The sequence below is a fragment of the Polymorphum gilvum SL003B-26A1 genome (assembly GCF_000192745.1).
GTDB lineage: Bacteria > Pseudomonadota > Alphaproteobacteria > Rhizobiales > Stappiaceae > Polymorphum > Polymorphum gilvum.
In genome coordinates, this window is sequence record NC_015259.1 from 3,327,124 (window position 1) to 3,343,135 (window position 16,012).

Genomic DNA, 16,012 nt, shown 5'->3' on the forward strand with positions numbered 1-16,012 from the left:
GAGACATGGAGCGGTCCGGGACAGGATACGACCGGTCCAGTACCGACAGCCGACGACACATCGATTGCAGTTTTGTGACAGTTTCTTGAATACCCCCCAACCGGCTTCTGGAGCCGGCTACGCTTCATAATAGCTTCATGTTCCGAACAGCATAGAGCTATCATTCACATAGATTCGACCGCTTTTTTCCACGTCCTGAGGTTTTCGGCCTTGTCATACGATGTCGCCGTCGTCGGCGCCGGGATTGTCGGCCTCGCGCATGCCCTTGCCGCCGCCCGCAAGGGTAGGAAGGTCGTCGTCATCGACCGCGACACACAGGCCAACGGCGCCTCGATCCGCAACTTCGGCTTCGTCACCGTCACCGGCCAGGAGGCCGGCGACTGCTGGCGGCTCGCCCGCCGCTCGCGGGAGATCTGGGGCGAGGTGGCCCCGGCCGCCGGCATCGAGATCCTGCAGCGCGGCCTGGTCGTGACCGCACGCCGGCCGGAATCCGAGGCGGTGATCGATGCCTTCCTGAAGACCGAGATGGGGGCGGAGTGCCGGCGGCTGACGCTCGACGAGGCGCAGGAGACGATCCCCGCCCTGCGCAGGGACGCGCTCAGCGGCGTCCTCCATTCGCCGCACGAGGTGCGGGTCGAGAGCAGGACGGCGATCCCGCGTCTCGCCGCCTGGCTGGCCGAGGCCCACGGCGTCGCGTTCCGCTGGTCGACGAGCGTGACGCGGGTGGCGACGCCGAGGGTCGAGACCTCGGCCGGCGTGCTCGAGGCCGAGACCGTGATCGTCTGTCCCGGCGACGATTTCGTCTCGCTGTTCCCCGACCGAATCGCGCCCTACCGGGCGACACGCTGCAAGCTGCAGATGATGCGCGTGCGCCCGGCCGCGCCGGTGGCCTTCGCCGCGCCGGTCATGTCCGATCTCGGGCTTGCCCGCTACAAGGGTTACGCCGACCTGCCCGAAGCCGCTGCGCTGAAGGCGCGTCTGGACAGTGACCAGGCCGAGCACCGCGCCAACGGCGTGCACCTGATCGTGGTGCAGTCGGCCGACGGCTCGCTGGTCGTCGGCGACAGCCATCACTACGACACCACCCCTGACCCCTTCGCGCCGGTCGCCGTGCGCGATCTCATCCTCGACGAGATGGACCAGGTGCTCGACCTGCCGGGCCGCACGATCGAGGAACACTGGGTCGGCACCTATGCCAGCGCCGCCGACCGCTGGCGCTTCACCGACGCGCCGGACGCGGCGACCCGCATCGTCGTCGTCACCGCCGGCTGCGGCGCCTCGACCGCCTTCGGCATCGGCGAGGAAACCGTTTCGGGCCTTTTCGGATAGGGACATCGTCATGGGCAGGTTCAAGGCAGTGGTGTTCGACTGGGCCGGCACCGTCATCGACTTCGGCTCCTTCGCGCCGATGGGCGTGTTCGTGAAGGCGTTCGGGCGCTTCGGCGTCGAGGCGACGATCGAGGAGGCGCGCGCGCCGATGGGCATGGCCAAGTGGGACCACATCAAGGCCATGATGACCGCCCCGGCGATGGCCGCCCGCTGGCAGGCCGTCCACGGCCACGCGCCGACCGACGCCGACGTCGACCGCGTCTACGCGGTGTTCGTGCCGATGAACGAGGAGGTCGTCGCCGACTATGCGACGCTGGTGCCGGGCGCCCGGGAGGCGATCGACGCCCTGCGCGCCAGGGGGCTGAAGATCGGCTCGACCACCGGCTACACGCGCTCGATCATGGCGCGGGTGCTGCCGGTCGCTGCCGCCCAGGGCTACGCGCCGGACAATCTCGTCTGCGCCGACGACCTGATCGAGGGCCGGCCGTCGCCGCTCGGCATGTACAGGTGCTTCGCCGATCTCGGCGTCTATCCGCCCTCGGCGGTGATCAAGGTCGACGACACGGAGCCCGGCATCGGCGAGGGGGTCGCGGCCGGCTGCGTCACGGTCGGCGTCACGCTGTCCGGCAATGCGGTCGGCAGGACGCCGGAACAGCTCGCCGCCCTGGGCGCCGAGGAGGTCGAGGCGCTGCGCACCAAGGCCGGCGCCCTGCTCAAGGCCGCCGGTGCGGATCACCTGATCGACACGGTCGCCGATCTGCCGGCGCTGATCGACCGCCTCGAGGCGCAAGGCTGAGCCCGCGGGAGGGGCCATGTCAAGGAAGCCAAACATCCTGCTCATCACCGCCGACCAGTGGCGCGGCAGCGCGCTCGGCGCCGTCGGCCACCCGGTGGTCAGGACCCCCAACGTCGACGCGCTGGCCGCCGAAGGCGTGCTGTTCGAGCGTCATTACGCGGGTGCCGCGCCCTGCTCGCCGGCGCGCGCAGGACTCTATACCGGCCTCTACCAGATGAACCACCGGGTGACGCGCAACGGCACGCCGATGGCCGCCTCGCTCGACAATGTCGCCAGGGCGGCGCGCCGGGCCGGCTACGACCCGACCCTGTTCGGCTATACCGACGTGTCTCCCGATCCGCGCGACCGCGCGCCAAAGGATCCGGACCTGACCAGCTACGAGGGCGTGCTGCCCGGCTTCACCGTGCGCCAGTTGCTGCCCGAGCACGAACGCCCCTGGATCTCCTGGCTCGAGGGCCGCGGCCACAGGATCGAGGATCCGGCACGGGTGCACGTGCCCGTCGGCCACGCGCCAGGCACCGTCACCGCTGATCCGCCGCTCTATTCCAGCGACGAGACGCAGACCGCCTTCCTGGCCGGCGAGTTCCTGCGCTGGATGGGCGAGCAGGACGGCACGCGGCCGTGGTTCGCGCATATCTCGTTCCTGCGCCCGCATCCGCCCTTCGTGGTGCCGGAACCCTACAACCGGATGTATGCGCCCGATCCGCACGGCTTCGTGCGTCGGCCGAGCCGCGAGGCGGAGGCGGCGGTGCACCCCTATCTCGCCTACGAGTTCGCCCGCGCCAAGGGCTCGTCGTTCCTGGCCGGCATGAAGGGCGACTGCGCCGAGTGGACCGCCGAGGATCATGGCGTCATCCGGGCGATCTATTTCGGCATGATCTCGGAGGTCGACGCCCAGCTCGGCCGCATCTTCGCCGCGATCCGTGCCGCCGGGGCCTGGGAGGACACGGTGATCGTGGTCACGTCCGACCACGCCGAGATGATGGGCGACCACTGGAGCTTCGGCAAGGGCGGCTGGTTCGACCAGAGCTACCACATCCCTCTGGTCGTCCGCGTGCCCGGCCGCAAGGCCGGCCATGGCCGCCGCGTCGCCGCCTTCACCGAGGCGAGCGACCTGTTCCCGACCCTGCTCGACCTGTGGGACGGGACGCCTCAGACCGCGCCGGACGGGCGCTCCCTCCTGCCCTTCCTCGATGGCGCAGCGCCGCCCGGCTGGCGCGATGCCGCGCACTGGGAGTTCGACTTCCGCGACATTTCCGGCAGCACGAGCGAGCGGCATTTCGGCCTTGCCTCGCGCGCCTGCAGCCTCGCCGTGATCCGCGACGAGGCGTTCAAGTATGTCCATTTCGCCGGCCTGCCGCCGCTCCTCTACGACCTGCGCAACGACCCCGGCGAACTGGTCGACCTGTCCGGCGATCCAGGCTACCTGCGCGTGCGCCTCGGCTACGCCGAGCGGCTGCTCGCCTGGAGGGCGCAGAGCCTCGACCAGACCCTTGCCTATTGCGAACTGACCGCCGACGGCCCCGTGTCGAAGCCCTTCCACGACTGACTGTCTGCATCGAGGCGAAGCCAAAGGGACGCCGATGCCTCCCTTGCGGGCTGCCGCCGTGCGCGGCGTTCGCTCCGGCTCGGGCACGCCGCTCAGGCGCGGTTCATGCCGGAGCGGTGCGCCCAGCCGGTCATGCGCATCTCCAGCCAGGCCATCAGCACGTACATGACGATGCCAAGCACGGCGAGCGCAACCAGGCCGGCCCACACAAGCGGCACGTTGAACTGCGACTGGGCGGCGAGCATCATGTGGCCGATGCCGGCGTTGGCGGCGACGGTCTCGGAGATCACCGAGCCGACGAAGGCGAGCGTGATCGCCACCTTCAGCGAGCCGAAGAAATAGGGCATCGAGCGCGGGATACCGACCTTGAGCATGATGTCGAGCTTCTTGGCGCCCAGCGCCCTCAGCACGTCCTCCATCTCCGGTTCCATGGTCGCAAGCCCGGTGGCGACATTGACCACGATCGGGAAGAAGGCGATCAGGAAGGCGGTGAGCACCGCCGGGATCGTGCCGATGCCGAACCAGATGACCAGGATCGGCACCACCGCCACCTTGGGCACTGAGTTGAAGCCGATCATCAGCGGATAGAGGCCGGCGTAGATCGCCCGGCTCCAGCCGATGGCGAGGCCGAGCAGCAGGCCGCCGACGACCGCCAGCAGGAAGCCGATCAGCGTGGTGAACAGCGTCTGCAGGGAGTTCTTCCAGATCGGCGACCAGTACTTGACGATCGCCGCCCAGATGTCGGTCGGGGCCGGCAGGATGTAGACGGGGAAGTCGAAGACGGCGACCGCCGCCTCCCAGACGACGAACAGGCCGACCGACCACAGCCAGGGGGCAGCCTTGATCCAGCGCTCGTTCATGCCGCCGCTCTCGCTTCCGCAATGTGTCCGCGCAGCTCGTGCACGATGTCGTTGAAGGCCGCCTCGTAGGTCAGGTCGATCGGCCGCGGGCGCGGGAAGTCGATCTCGCGCTCGACGATGACCTTGCCCGGCCGCGCGCTCATGACGAAGACCCGGTCGGCGAGGAACACCGCCTCGCGCAGGTCGTGGGTGACCAGGATGGTGGTGAAACCCTTCTCCGCGTGCAGGTCGCGCATGACCTGCCACAGTTCCTCGCGGGTGAAGGCGTCGAGCGCGCCGAACGGTTCGTCGAGCATCAGGAGTGCGGGGTCGTGCACCAGCGCGCGGCACAGGTTGGCGCGCTGCTGCATGCCGCCCGACAGCTGCCAGGGGAATTTCGCGCCGAAGCCCTTCAGCCCGACCACCGCGAGCAGGTCCTCGGCCTTGCGGACATAGGCGTCGCGCTCGCGCGACAGGCGCGCGCGATGCGGCTGGACGATCTCCAGCGGCAGCATGACGTTCTGCAGCGTCGTGCGCCAGGGCAGCATCGACGGGTTCTGGAACGCCATGCCGGCGATCGACACCGGGCCGGCGACCTCCTTGCCGGCGACCTCGACGGTGCCCTGCTGCGGCGTCATCAGGCCGGTCGCCAGCTTCATCAGGGTGGACTTGCCGCAGCCGGACGGGCCGACGACGGCGGCGAATTCGCCCTTCTTCACGGCCATGGTCAGGCCGTCGAGCGCCAGCGTCGCATCCGCGCTGGCGCCGTAGGAAAGGCGGACATTCCTGAGATCGACGAATCCGGTCAAAGGGAAAGCCTGTGTTCTGGAACGGAGAAACCCGTCCGGGCGTCCCGGAGGACGTCCGGACGGACGCGCGGGGATCGGGTTACTTGACCATCCGCTCTTCGACCGGCGGCAGGTAGCTCGGGTCGAAGACCTTCTCGGGCGCCGGCGGATTGGCGCTGACGCCCATGGAGATCTTCAGGAACTCCATGGTCTTGGCCAGCTTGTCCATGTCGACGCCGCCGAAGCCGTTGGCCTTGACGGCCGCCGTGGCCATGGAGTCGGTAACGGCCATCTCCAGACGCTCGGTCTCGACCGCCGCGTCCAGCACCTCGTTGCGCTTCATCACGTAGGGGATGGCCGCAGCCGGATCGGCGATGGCGTCGAGGTAGCCCTTCACCAGCGCCTTGACGAAGCCCTTGACCGCGTCCGGGTTGGCGGCGGCGAAGTCCGTGTTGACCATGACGACGTTGCCGTAGAGGTCGAGGCCGTGATCGCCCATCATCAGCGTGACGATGTCGTCCTCGGCAATGCCCTGGGCCTTCAGGTTGAGCACCGAGGAGAAGGAGAAACCGAAGATGGCCTGGACCTGGCCCTGGGCGAGCATCGGCTCGCGCACCGGGAAGCCGACGTTCTCGATGGTGATCTTGGAGGTGTCGAGGCCGGCGACCTCGGCGAAGGCCGGCCACTGGCCGAAGGCGGCATCCGGCGGCGGCGCGCCGAGCGTCTTGCCTTCCAGCGATTTCGGATCGTCGGTGATGCCGAGGCTCTTGCGGCCGATGATGGCGAAGGGCGGGCGCTCGTAGGCCATCATGACGGCCTTGACCTTGAGGTCCGGCTGCTCGTCCATCAGTTTGATCAGCGCATTGATGTCGCCGAAGCCCATCTGGTAGGCGCCGGTCGCAACGCGCGGGATCGATTCGCGCGAGCCCGCGCCGGTGTCGATGGTGACGTTGAGGCCCTCGGCCTCGAAGTAGCCCTTGTCCAGGGCGATGAAGAACGGCGCAGCCGGACCTTCGAATTTCCAGTCGAGCGTGAACTTGATGTCGGTCGCCGCCGCGGCGGTCGATGCCGACAGTCCGAGTGCAAGCGCAAAGCCGATGAGACGTCGCATGATGTTCCCTTCCGGTGTTGTATGGCCGGTGTTGTGTGGCCGGTGTCGTATGGCCTCTGATGACCGACACTGCCGCGCATTTGCGCAGTCGGCAAGACCGAAAGAGATGCGATTAAGATTTGTGCAACGCGCTGGTCATTCTTGAAGCGCGACCGCGCGACATACCTTTTTATCTTTTTATTTCAATATCTTGAAACAAGACTGGAAAACGCCGGTCCAGTTTCGAAAGGGAAAAGCGACTGCTGGCGTCGGACCCGAACGGCGTCAAATTGGGCAACCGCCCCGGCACACGGCATGACCGGGCTGCCGCTTGAGACCGTCGCCTGGACCCATGTGGTCGCCGCCTATGCCATGGCGGTGTTCGTGGTCGTGCACGTCTACATGGCCACCACCGGCGCCACGGTGACCGCCTATCTCAAGGCGATGATCACCGGCTACGAATGGGTCGAGGTCGACGACACGCGCTGAGCAGCCGACCAAGGAACGGCTTGTGCTCTGCCCGCGTCCTGCTAAGACAACGCGACCTTGTTGAGTGGACGGGAGAGAGATGAGCCGACCCCTCGTGATGATTGCCGGCGGCGGCATCGGTGGGCTTGCCACGGCCCTGACTCTGCATCAGATCGGCGTGCCCTGCGTGGTGTTCGAGAGCGTGCGGGAGATGCGCCCGCTCGGCGTCGGCATCAACCTGCAGCCGAACGCCGTGCGCGAGCTCTGCGATCTCGGCATCGGCACGGACGCCCTCGACCGGGTCGGCCTGCCGGCGAAGGAATGGGCGCTGGTCGGGCTGAACGGCAACGACATCTATTGCGAGCCGCGCGGCCTGCTCGCCGGCTACCGCTGGCCGCAATACGCCGTCCACCGCGGCCTGTTCCACGTGTTGCTCCACGACACGCTGGTCGCCCGCGCCGGCGCCGGGGCGGTCCGGCTCGGCTGCCGGGTAACCGGCTACGAGACCAACGCCGACGGCAACGTGACGGCGCTCATCGAGCGCGCTGACGGCTCGAGCGCGCGCGAGACGGGCACGCTGCTCATCGGCGCCGACGGCATCCATTCTGCCGTGCGCGCGCAGATGCATCCCGACCAGCCACCGATCCACTGGGGCGGCGCGATCATGTGGCGCGGCACCACGCAGGCGAGGCCGATCCGCACCGGCTCGTCCTTCGTCGGCCTCGGCACGCACCGCCAGCGCATGGTCATCTATCCGATCTCCCATCCCGATCCGGCGAGCGGCCTGGCGACGATCAACTGGATCGCCGAGGTCACCGTCGACGGTTCGGAAGGCTGGAAGGCGAGCGGCTGGTTCAGGCCGATCGCCATCGACGACTTCATCGCCCATTTCGAGGACTGGCGATGGGACTGGCTCGACGTGCCGGCGCTGCTGCGCGGCGCCGACGTTGCCTACGAGAACCCGATGATCGACCGCGACCCGGTGCCGACCTGGCGCGACGGGCCGGTGGCGCTGATGGGCGATGCGGCGCATGCCATGTATCCGACCGGTTCCAACGGCGCCAGCCAGGCGATCGTCGACGCCCGCGTGCTCGGCGCCTGCCTGGTCGAGCACGGCGTGACCGCCGAGGCGCTCGCCGCCTATGACGACAGGCTGTGCGGGCCGATCTCCCAGGTCATCCTGCGCAACCGCGGCGCCGGGCCGTTCGGCCTGCTCAACCTCGTCGACGAGCGCTGCGGCGGCGCCTTCGACGATATCGACGCCGTCATCCCGCCCGACGAGCGGGCCGCGTTCATGGCCGGCTACAAGGCGGCGGCCGGCTTCGCCATGGAGGCGCTCAACGCGGCTCCGCCGACGATCGCGCCGGGCGCCAGGGTCGCGGTGCCGGCCTGACCGGCCGGACGCCGCGGCATCGCAACATGGGCGGGCAGAAGGCCGGCGCCGGCCGGCCTCAGCGCAGCGTGCCGCCGGCGGCGACCAGCCGCAGCTTCTTCTCGACCTCGATGATCGCGAACAGCACCACGCCGACGCCGACGATCAGCAGCCCGTCGGCGAGCGGAACCGGCGCGGTGCCGAAGATGCGCTGCATGAGCGGCACGTAGGTGATGGCGAACTGGGCGAGCGTCACCGAGATCGCCATCGTCCAGATCATCGGCGTGCCGCGCAGGCCGGCCCAGGTCAGCGACGGCCCGTACAGGCTGCGGACAAAGAACAGGTAGAAGATCTCCATCACCACCAGCGTGTTCATCGCCATGGTGCGGGCGAGATCGAGCGGATAGCCGCGGTCGGTGGCATAGGCATAGACGCCGAACACGCCGCCGAAGAACAGGCCGGAGACCAGTACGATCTGCCAGGCCAGATGCGCGGTCAGGATCGGCTCGTGGCGCGGGCGCGGCGGCCGGCGCATGGTGTTTTCCTCGGTCGGCTCGAAGGCGAGCGCAAGCCCCAGCGTCACCGCTGTGACCAGGTTGATCCACAGGATCTGGATCGGCGTGATCGGCAGCGTCATGCCGAACAGCAGCGCCACGATGATGGTCATCGCCTCGCCGGCGTTGGTCGGCAACGTCCAGCTGATCACCTTCTTGATGTTGTCGTAGACCGTGCGGCCCTCGCGTACCGCCGCGGCGATGGAGGCGAAGTTGTCGTCGGCGAGCACCAGCTCGGCCGCCTCCTTGGCCGCCTCGCTGCCCTTGCGGCCCATGGCGATACCCGCATCGGCGCGCTTGAGCGCCGGGGCGTCGTTGACGCCGTCGCCGGTCATCGCCACCGTCAGCCCGTGCGACTGCAGCGCCATGACCAGGCGCAGCTTGTGCTCGGGGCTGGTGCGGGCGAAAATGTCGGTGTCGAGCACCGCCGCGGCGAGATCGGTCTCATCAAGGGCGTCGAGATCGGCCCCGGTCAGCACCTTGTCCGGGTTCTCCAGTCCGATCTGGCGTCCGATCGCGGCCGCCGTGCCGGCGTGGTCGCCGGTGATCATCTTGACACGGATGCCCGCCTCTCGGCATTCGGCGACCGCCGCGATCGCCTCGGGTCGCGGCGGATCGATCAGCCCGACCAGGCCGACGAGGATCAGGGAGCCCTCGACGTCGGAGAAGTCCAGGACGGTGTGATCGGCCTCGACCGGACGCACCGCAAAGGCCAGAACGCGCTGGCCGCGTGCCGCGATCGCCTCGGCGGTCTCGTACCAGTGGTCGTCGTCGAGCGCCTGTGTGCCGCCGTCGGCCGCCCGCTGCTCGGCGCACATCGCCAGGATGCGCTCCGGCGCGCCCTTGACGAAGGCGAAGGCGCGCCTCTCGTGGTCGTGGTTGAGCGTCGCCATGAAGCGGTGCTTGGCGTCGAAGGGAATGGCGTCCGTGCGGGCCCAGGCGTCGGCCTCGGCGCGCGGATCGAGGCCGACCTTGCCCGACAGCGCCAGCAGCGCGCCCTCCATCGGGTCGCCCTCGACGATCCAGCCGTCCTCCTTGAGGTGGAGTTCGGCATCGTTGCACAGGGCGGCGGCGCGCGCCAGTTCCTGCAGCAGGGCGTGGTCGCGGCCCTCGATCACCCGGTCGTTCAGCCGGATCGCGCCCTCGGGTGCATAGCCCTCGCCCTCCAGCACGAACAGGTCGCGATCGACGGCAACCGAGGCGACCATCATCTCGTTGCGGGTCAGCGTGCCGGTCTTGTCGGAACAGATCACCGACACCGAGCCCAGCGTCTCGATCGCCGGCAGGCGGCGCACGATGGCGTTGCGCCTGGCCATCGCCTGCACGCCGACCGCCAGGGTAATGGTCAGCACCGCCGGAAGGCCTTCCGGGATCGCCGCCACTGACAGGCCGACCACCGCCATGAACATGTCGGCGAACTCGTGATGCTCGACGAAATAACCGAACAGCAGCAGCACTGCGGCGACGATCAGGATCAGCACCGTCAGCCACTTGGCGAAGACGTCCATCTGGCGCACCAGCGGCGTCGTCAGCACCTCGACCTCCGACAGCAGGCTGCTGATGCGGCCGATCTCCGACTTCGCCCCCGTCGCCACCACGACGCCGCGGCCGATGCCGGCGGTCACCAGCGTGCCGCTGAAGGCCATCGCGCTGCGGTCGCCGAGCGGGGCATCCTCCGCGCCCGGCGCGGTCGCCTTCTCCACCGGCACCGATTCGCCGGTCAGGATCGCCTCCTGCACCTGCAAGCCGTGCACGCGCAGCAGCCGCATGTCGGCCGGCACCTTGTCACCCGCCTCCAGCAGCACGATGTCGCCGGGCACCAGATCCTGGCCGTCGACGCTGCGGCGGGTGCCGTCGCGCAGCACTGCGGCCTTGGGCGCCAGCATGCTGCGCAGCGATTCCATCGCCTTCTCGGCCCGCCCTTCCTGGATGAAGCCGATGATGGCATTGGCGATCACCACCGCCAGGATCACGCCGGTGTCAACGAAATGCTCCATCGCCGCAGTGATCACCGCGGAGGCGAGCAGGACGTAGATGAGGACATTGTGGAAATGCGCGAGGAAGCGCAGCACCACGTGGCGCTTCTTCGCCTCGGGCAGCCGGTTCGGCCCGTGCGCGCGCAGCCGCGCCTCCGCCTCCTCCTGGCTCAATCCGCTGGCGCTCGTCTCGAGCGCCGCAAGCACGTCGTCGGCGGGTTTTGCGTGATAGGCCTCGGCCATGTCGTCTCCGTGTCGGCTGGGCGGTGTCGGCTGGGCGGTGTCGGCCGGTCGGTCGGTCACGCGCGAGGCGCCGCAACCGCCCTGCGGCAGCCGCGATCACCGGCGCCCGGGCTGCCGGAAGGAGCGGCCCGTTCGCTTTCAGACATAGCAAGAGACCATGGCAAAACCAAATCGCCGGCCGGGATAAAACGACGCGGCCACGCATCGGCAGCAGTCAATACCGGCGCGCCAGCAATCGTCGGGCGTGCCCGTCCAGGTCGCGCAATCGGCTGCTGGTCGATTTCCAGTCTGTTTCTCAAGGAGATGGATGGTGCCCAGGGCCGGAATCGAACCAGCGACACGCGGATTTTCAATCCGCTGCTCTACCAACTGAGCTACCTGGGCCTGCTCGCGCGGTCGGGCGACCGCCGGAAGCCCGCGTCTTATAGAAAATCGCCCGGACCTTGTCCAGCGCCCCGGCAAAACTTTTCCCGCCCCGAAGCCGCCTTGGGGCCACCCTGCCGCCGCCCTGGCCGGCGGCCGATTTTCCCTTTCCGGCCAACGCCCTGCGCTCCCCACCGTTACCCCGGCCAAGCGCAGCGCAGAGCCGGGCCCCCCTCGCGGGGACCCATGCCGCAGTGGTGGAAGGGAGGACGCGCCACCGCACCAATGGGAGCGGCGCGGCGGCGCAGAGGCGGAAGGGGGCGAGGCCTACTGCACCTCGGTAATGCGACCGTCGGTGTAGGGCTGGTAGGCACCGGCGGCGGCGATCGCCTCGGCCACCACGTCCTCCAGGTTCGGACCGAAGTCGTAGGCGTTCATGCCCTCCTTGGCGAACACGGCATAGCCGTCGCCGCCGGCGCGCATGTAGTTGTTGGTGACCACGCCATAGACCTTGTCCGGATCGATCGGCACGAAGGCGTCGCCGTCCTGCACCTCGACGGTGATGATGCGGCCCTCGCCGGCCGGCCGGGCGCGGGTCCACTTGACGCGCAGGCCGGAGACCTGCGGGAAGCGGCCGGCCCCCTCCTCGACCCTGGAAACCCCGTTCTCCAGTGCCGCGACGATATCGGCGCCCTTGAGCTGGAACGTCGCCACGGTGTTCTGGAACGGCAGCACGGTCAGCACCTCGCCCATGGTCACCTCGCCGGCGTCGATGGAGGCGCGCAGGCCGCCGCCGTTCTGGATCGCGATCTGGATGCCCTGGCCCTTGACGCGCTCCAGCATGGCGTCGGCGACGAGGTTGCCCATCGGGCACTCGCCGGCCCGGCAGCTGTCGCGCGAGCCGTCGATGATCGCGTCTGCGCTGCCGATCACCTTGGCGCGGATCTCCTCCAGCGGCGCGGCGAGTTCGGCGACGCGCGCGGCGACCGCCGCATCCTGCTCGACAGAGGCGTCGAGCAGGATCGGATCGCCCTTGGCAGAGACCAGCGTGCCGGCGGCGTCGAAGGTCAGCTCGATCTCGCCGACATACTTGCTGTAGGCGTAGGCGTGGACGATCGGCACCTCGACGCCGTCCGGATTGCCGACCATGACCGGATAAGGCCCGGCGGCCTTGTCGTCGGTGTTCGACAGCAGGGTGTGCGAATGGCCGCCGACGATGGCGTCGATGCCGGGAACCGCGGCAGCGATCTCGCGGTCGCGCGGCAAGCCGACATGGGTCAGCGCGATGATCTTGTTGATGCCGGCCAGCTCGAAAGCGTCGACCACGCCCTTGAGATAGTCCTCGGAACGGATGAAGCGCACACCCTTGCCCGGCGACGAGGTCTCGCCGGTGTCCTCGGCGAGGGTCGAGACAATGGCGACCTTCTCGCCGCCGACCTCGAGCACGACGGCGCCGGGCACCTTGCCCTTGAGCAGCGGCTCGCCGATGACGTCGATGTTGCCGGACAGGACCGGGAAGTCGACCAGGCCGATGAAGTCGGCGAGCGTTGCCGGGCCGTCGTCGAATTCGTGGTTGCCGACCGCCATGGCGTCGTAGCCGATCATGGTCATGAACTCGGCTTCCGCCTTGCCCTTGTAGGAGGTGTAGAACAGCGAGCCCTGGAACTGGTCGCCGGCATCGAGCACGAGCACGTTCCGGCCCGCCTCGGTCAGCGCCTTGCGGCGCTCCTCGATCTTGGCCTTGACCCGGGCGACGCCGCCGAAGCATTCGCCCTTCTGGTCCTCCTCCGCGCTGCAGGCCGAATCGTACTTGTTCACCTGTTCGATCCGGCTGTGCAGATCGTTGGTGTGCAGGATCGTCAGCGAAAAGTCGGCCAAGGCCGGCGCGCAGACCGCGACGCTGGCGAAAAGGGCGGATGCTCCGAGAAACAGCTTTTTCATTGCTCGCCTCACCTCAAGAAAAACGACCCGCCATAGCCGGTCGGGACGGCTCAAGTCTGACACACGGATGCGACGGTTTTTCCGACGGTGCGAGGCGGCCGCTTCAAGCACCGCCCCCGTCAAGCACCGCCCCGTCGCAGAAGCCCGAAGGCGACCGTGCGAACCGGTCGCAGTCGGGGTGGGGATGCCGACCGGCGGCCGCGGTTCACGACAGAAGTATGGCAGCGAAAATTTTTTCGTCACAAGAGTTTTTTTTCACAGCCCCTGCCCAAGTTGCAGGCAGTCCGGGCGGCCCATGCGGAGCGCACGGATCGGGACAACTCATCGGCCGGTCATCGGCACATCTCAGGCCGGTTTTCGCAGGCAAGCAGGAGGAATGTCGGAGGGATGCCGGAGGGAGTCGTGAGGTGGTGAGGCGGCCGAACGACGGCAGGCCGACGCGGGCTTTGATCCAGTCTTCCGTCAGTCTTCGTCGGGCACCGCGTCATCCGTCTCGACAACGGGGATCGTATAGCTTTCAGACAGCCAGCGGTTCAGATCGATCTTCGCACAGCGATCACTGCAGAACGGATAGTGCTCCAGCGTCGACAACTTAGAGCAGATCGGGCACGGCCGCATTCGGCGTTTATCTTGTTCGCTATTTTTCTTTTCTCCGGCCATGGCGACAGGTTTTCCGTCAGGCCGGAATCTTCAGCGGATCCCGCCACAGGCGGCGCACGTCGTAGCCGGCGGAGGCGAGCAAGGTCGCCGTTTCGTACAGCGGCAGGCCGACGACATTGGGGTAGGAGCCGGCCAGCTTGACCACGAAACAGCCCGCAAGTCCTTGAATCGCATAGCCTCCCGCCTTGCCGCGCCATTCCCCGGAGGCGACGTAGTCGTCCATCTCGCGGCGCGACAGCTTCTTGAAGCGCACGCGCGTCTCGACCACCTTGTGCCGCACTGTCCCCGATCCGGGCAGCGCCACGGCAAGACCGGTATAGACACGATGTCCCCGCCCGGACAGCAGCGACAGGCAGGCCTCGGCCTGTTCCGTCAGCTCCGCCTTGGGCAGCACGCGGCTGCCGACGGCGACCACCGTGTCCGCGGCCAGCACCAGGGCGCGGGCGAGGTCGCTATCCGCGTCGGCGATGCGGCGCACCGTCACCGCCTTGGTGCGGGCGAGCCGGCTGGCGAGCGCGCGCGGCCTCTCGCCCTTCAGCGGCGTTTCCTCGATGTCCGCAGGGATGAGATGGTCCGGATCGATGCCGATCTGCTGCAACAGCGCCAAGCGGCGCGGGGAGCCCGAGGCCAGGATCAGCGGGGGCGTGTCGCTCATGATCGTTCCGTCCGTCCGGCGCCGAAACGCCCCTTATGCGGCGTTCGGGACAACGCGCTGGCCTACTTGAATCGATAGGTGATCCGGCCCTTCGTCAGGTCGTAGGGGGTCATCTCGACCAACACCCTGTCCCCGGCAAGCACCCGGATACGGTTCTTGCGCATGCGCCCTGCCGTATGGGCGATGATCTCGTGATCGTTTTCGAGTTTCACGCGAAAGGTCGCGTTGGGCAGCAGTTCGGTGACTACCCCCGGAAACTCAAGTACTTCTTCCTTGGCCATATGGTATCCCGGTCAAACCGTCTTGAGGTGGCGGGAACCTAACGGATCGCGCCCAGAAAGTGAACAGCGCAGTTGTCCCACGGGTCATGTTTCGCCCGTCAATCCGTGCCGACGCGCTCCTGCCAGCCATTTCACCCGCTCGGCGACGGTGTCCAGGCCAGGCGTTTCTTGATCCGTGCCATCAGCTGGTCGCGCACCTGGCGATAAGCGTTGAGGATCTGTTCCCGACTGCCGGTCGCCACGGTCGGATCGATGGTCGGCCAGTATTCGACTTCGACCGCTTCCGTACGGGTCAGCTCAAGCGCCCGGTGATGCGCTTCCGGCGCCAGGGTGATGATCAGATCGAAACCAGATTCGTCAAGATCTTCAAAGGTCTTCGGCTGGTGCGCGCTGGTGTCCATGCCGATCTCTGCCATCACCGCGTCAACGAACGGATCGCGTTCCCCCTGTCGTACCCCGGCCGAGCGGACATAGATCCGGTTGGCAAACAGGTGCCGGGTGATCGCTGCCGCCATCGGAGAACGCACCGCGTTCATGCCGCAGGCGAACAGAACCGCAGTCGGACGCGTGCCCGGCCCGGCCACAGCGGTCAGCCTTTCCAGTGCAGGGCGTAGACGAGGGTAAAGAGCCGGCGCGCCGTCGGCATGTCGACCGCGATCTTGCCATCCAGCCGCTCCATCAGGATGGTGGAGCCCTCGTTGTGGACCCCGCGCCGGCCCATGTCGATGGCCTCGATCTGGCTCGGCGTGGCGTGGCGAATCGCGTCGTAATAGCTCTGGCAGATCAGATCGTAATCCTTCACGATCTTGCGCAGCGGCGTCAGCGACAGCACGTGGGTCGCGACATGCTCGCCTGCTTCTGTGGTGATCTGGAACACCAGCTTCTTCTCGACCACCGAAAGGCGCAGGACGAAGCGGGCCGGCGGATGGCCGATCGGCTGGAACGCGTTCTCCTCGATCAGATCGTAGATCGCGACGGCCCGATCATGCTCGATATCCGGCGTGGCGCGGGCGATCGACATCTCGTCGAGCAAGACGTCGACCAGCTTGCCGCAGGCATCCTGCTTCGATTGGCGGCCGTCCTCGCCCATCCGTCCGGATCGTCCCTT

Annotated in this window: 15 protein-coding genes and 1 tRNA gene; 5 read left to right on the forward strand and 11 right to left on the reverse strand. The window is 67.9% G+C overall.

Features of this window, described 5'->3' with window-relative positions; genetic code table 11:
* Positions 1-210: 210 nt before the first annotated feature.
* Genes SL003B_RS15585 through SL003B_RS15595 form a run of 3 tightly spaced genes read left to right on the forward strand, consistent with a single transcriptional unit; the run spans position 211 to position 3,674 of the window.
* On the forward strand, positions 211-1,329 hold the full coding sequence (locus SL003B_RS15585) for a TIGR03364 family FAD-dependent oxidoreductase (protein ID WP_013653823.1): 1,119 nt from the start codon (positions 211-213) through the stop codon (positions 1,327-1,329).
* 10 nt (positions 1,330-1,339) lie between these two features.
* Entirely contained in the window at positions 1,340-2,125 is a 786-nt protein-coding gene (gene phnX / locus SL003B_RS15590; protein WP_013653824.1) for a phosphonoacetaldehyde hydrolase, read from the forward strand.
* A 16-nt stretch (positions 2,126-2,141) separates the two neighbouring features.
* The gene (locus SL003B_RS15595; RefSeq protein ID WP_013653825.1) at positions 2,142-3,674 is read left to right on the forward strand and encodes an alkaline phosphatase family protein; all 1,533 of its coding nucleotides are present in this window, start codon (positions 2,142-2,144) and stop codon (positions 3,672-3,674) included.
* Between the two features lie 92 nt (positions 3,675-3,766).
* Here the strand turns inward: SL003B_RS15595 and SL003B_RS15600 are convergent, their stop codons facing one another.
* The 3 genes from SL003B_RS15600 to SL003B_RS15610 all read right to left on the reverse strand — a co-directional run bounded on the left by SL003B_RS15600 (position 3,767) and on the right by SL003B_RS15610 (position 6,412).
* A complete protein-coding gene (locus SL003B_RS15600) occupies positions 3,767-4,534 on the reverse strand; it encodes an ABC transporter permease (protein WP_013653826.1) in 768 nt (255 codons plus the stop codon).
* Positions 4,531-5,322 (reverse strand): ABC transporter ATP-binding protein, encoded by a 792-nt coding sequence (locus SL003B_RS15605; RefSeq protein ID WP_013653827.1) that lies wholly within the window; start codon positions 5,320-5,322, stop codon positions 4,531-4,533. The genes SL003B_RS15600 and SL003B_RS15605 overlap by 4 nt, the downstream gene beginning before the upstream one ends.
* Before the next feature lie 79 nt (positions 5,323-5,401).
* Positions 5,402-6,412 carry an ABC transporter substrate-binding protein gene (locus SL003B_RS15610; protein WP_013653828.1) on the reverse strand — a complete coding sequence of 337 codons (1,011 nt, stop codon included), beginning with the start codon at positions 6,410-6,412 and terminating at the stop codon, positions 5,402-5,404.
* Between the two features lie 294 nt (positions 6,413-6,706).
* On the opposite strand from SL003B_RS15610, the gene SL003B_RS23565 reads away from it, so the two are divergent.
* Positions 6,707-6,880, forward strand: a complete 174-nt coding sequence (locus SL003B_RS23565) for a cytochrome b family protein (RefSeq protein ID WP_158306640.1) — start codon at positions 6,707-6,709, stop codon at positions 6,878-6,880.
* 79 nt (positions 6,881-6,959) lie between these two features.
* Positions 6,960-8,252 carry a flavin-dependent oxidoreductase gene (locus SL003B_RS15615; RefSeq protein ID WP_041375585.1) on the forward strand — a complete coding sequence of 431 codons (1,293 nt, stop codon included), beginning with the start codon at positions 6,960-6,962 and terminating at the stop codon, positions 8,250-8,252.
* Positions 8,253-8,310: 58 nt separating this feature from the next.
* Here the strand turns inward: SL003B_RS15615 and SL003B_RS15620 are convergent, their stop codons facing one another.
* The 8 genes from SL003B_RS15620 to SL003B_RS15655 all read right to left on the reverse strand — a co-directional run bounded on the left by SL003B_RS15620 (position 8,311) and on the right by SL003B_RS15655 (position 15,994).
* The gene (locus SL003B_RS15620) at positions 8,311-11,004 is read right to left on the reverse strand and encodes a cation-transporting P-type ATPase (RefSeq protein ID WP_013653830.1); all 2,694 of its coding nucleotides are present in this window, start codon (positions 11,002-11,004) and stop codon (positions 8,311-8,313) included.
* Between the two features lie 308 nt (positions 11,005-11,312).
* Positions 11,313-11,388, reverse strand: a tRNA-Phe gene (locus SL003B_RS15625).
* Between the two features lie 306 nt (positions 11,389-11,694).
* Complete coding sequence (locus SL003B_RS15630) at positions 11,695-13,308, reverse strand: bifunctional metallophosphatase/5'-nucleotidase (RefSeq protein ID WP_013653831.1); 1,614 nt, start codon at positions 13,306-13,308, stop codon at positions 11,695-11,697.
* A gap of 462 nt (positions 13,309-13,770) precedes the next feature.
* Positions 13,771-13,968 carry a DNA gyrase inhibitor YacG gene (gene yacG / locus SL003B_RS15635; protein ID WP_013653832.1) on the reverse strand — a complete coding sequence of 66 codons (198 nt, stop codon included), beginning with the start codon at positions 13,966-13,968 and terminating at the stop codon, positions 13,771-13,773.
* A 16-nt stretch (positions 13,969-13,984) separates the two neighbouring features.
* Positions 13,985-14,623 (reverse strand): Maf family nucleotide pyrophosphatase, encoded by a 639-nt coding sequence (locus tag SL003B_RS15640; RefSeq protein ID WP_013653833.1) that lies wholly within the window; start codon positions 14,621-14,623, stop codon positions 13,985-13,987.
* 62 nt (positions 14,624-14,685) lie between these two features.
* The gene (gene infA, locus SL003B_RS15645) at positions 14,686-14,904 is read right to left on the reverse strand and encodes a translation initiation factor IF-1 (protein WP_013653834.1); all 219 of its coding nucleotides are present in this window, start codon (positions 14,902-14,904) and stop codon (positions 14,686-14,688) included.
* Positions 14,905-15,035: 131 nt separating this feature from the next.
* The gene (locus tag SL003B_RS15650; RefSeq protein WP_013653835.1) at positions 15,036-15,488 is read right to left on the reverse strand and encodes an arsenate-mycothiol transferase ArsC; all 453 of its coding nucleotides are present in this window, start codon (positions 15,486-15,488) and stop codon (positions 15,036-15,038) included.
* Positions 15,489-15,493: 5 nt separating this feature from the next.
* Positions 15,494-15,994: a UPF0262 family protein gene (locus SL003B_RS15655; protein ID WP_013653836.1), complete on the reverse strand. Its 501-nt coding sequence runs from the start codon at positions 15,992-15,994 to the stop codon at positions 15,494-15,496.
* Between the last annotated feature and the right edge of the window lie 18 nt (positions 15,995-16,012).

Bases quoted from the DNA above. Each gene is read 5' to 3' on its own strand.
- phnX (WP_013653824.1), top strand. From the start codon at position 1,340: ATGGGCAGGTTCAAGGCAGTGGTGTTCGACTGGGCCGGCACCGTCATC.
- SL003B_RS15595 (WP_013653825.1), top strand. From the start codon at position 2,142: ATGTCAAGGAAGCCAAACATCCTGCTCATCACCGCCGACCAGTGGCGC.
- SL003B_RS15600 (WP_013653826.1), bottom strand. From the start codon at position 4,534: ATGAACGAGCGCTGGATCAAGGCTGCCCCCTGGCTGTGGTCGGTCGGC.
- SL003B_RS15610 (WP_013653828.1), bottom strand. From the start codon at position 6,412: ATGCGACGTCTCATCGGCTTTGCGCTTGCACTCGGACTGTCGGCATCG.
- SL003B_RS23565 (WP_158306640.1), top strand. From the start codon at position 6,707: ATGACCGGGCTGCCGCTTGAGACCGTCGCCTGGACCCATGTGGTCGCC.
- SL003B_RS15615 (WP_041375585.1), top strand. From the start codon at position 6,960: ATGAGCCGACCCCTCGTGATGATTGCCGGCGGCGGCATCGGTGGGCTT.
- SL003B_RS15620 (WP_013653830.1), bottom strand. From the start codon at position 11,004: ATGGCCGAGGCCTATCACGCAAAACCCGCCGACGACGTGCTTGCGGCG.
- SL003B_RS15630 (WP_013653831.1), bottom strand. From the start codon at position 13,308: ATGAAAAAGCTGTTTCTCGGAGCATCCGCCCTTTTCGCCAGCGTCGCG.
- yacG (WP_013653832.1), bottom strand. From the start codon at position 13,968: ATGGCCGGAGAAAAGAAAAATAGCGAACAAGATAAACGCCGAATGCGG.
- SL003B_RS15640 (WP_013653833.1), bottom strand. From the start codon at position 14,623: ATGAGCGACACGCCCCCGCTGATCCTGGCCTCGGGCTCCCCGCGCCGC.
- infA (WP_013653834.1), bottom strand. From the start codon at position 14,904: ATGGCCAAGGAAGAAGTACTTGAGTTTCCGGGGGTAGTCACCGAACTG.
- SL003B_RS15655 (WP_013653836.1), bottom strand. From the start codon at position 15,994: ATGGGCGAGGACGGCCGCCAATCGAAGCAGGATGCCTGCGGCAAGCTG.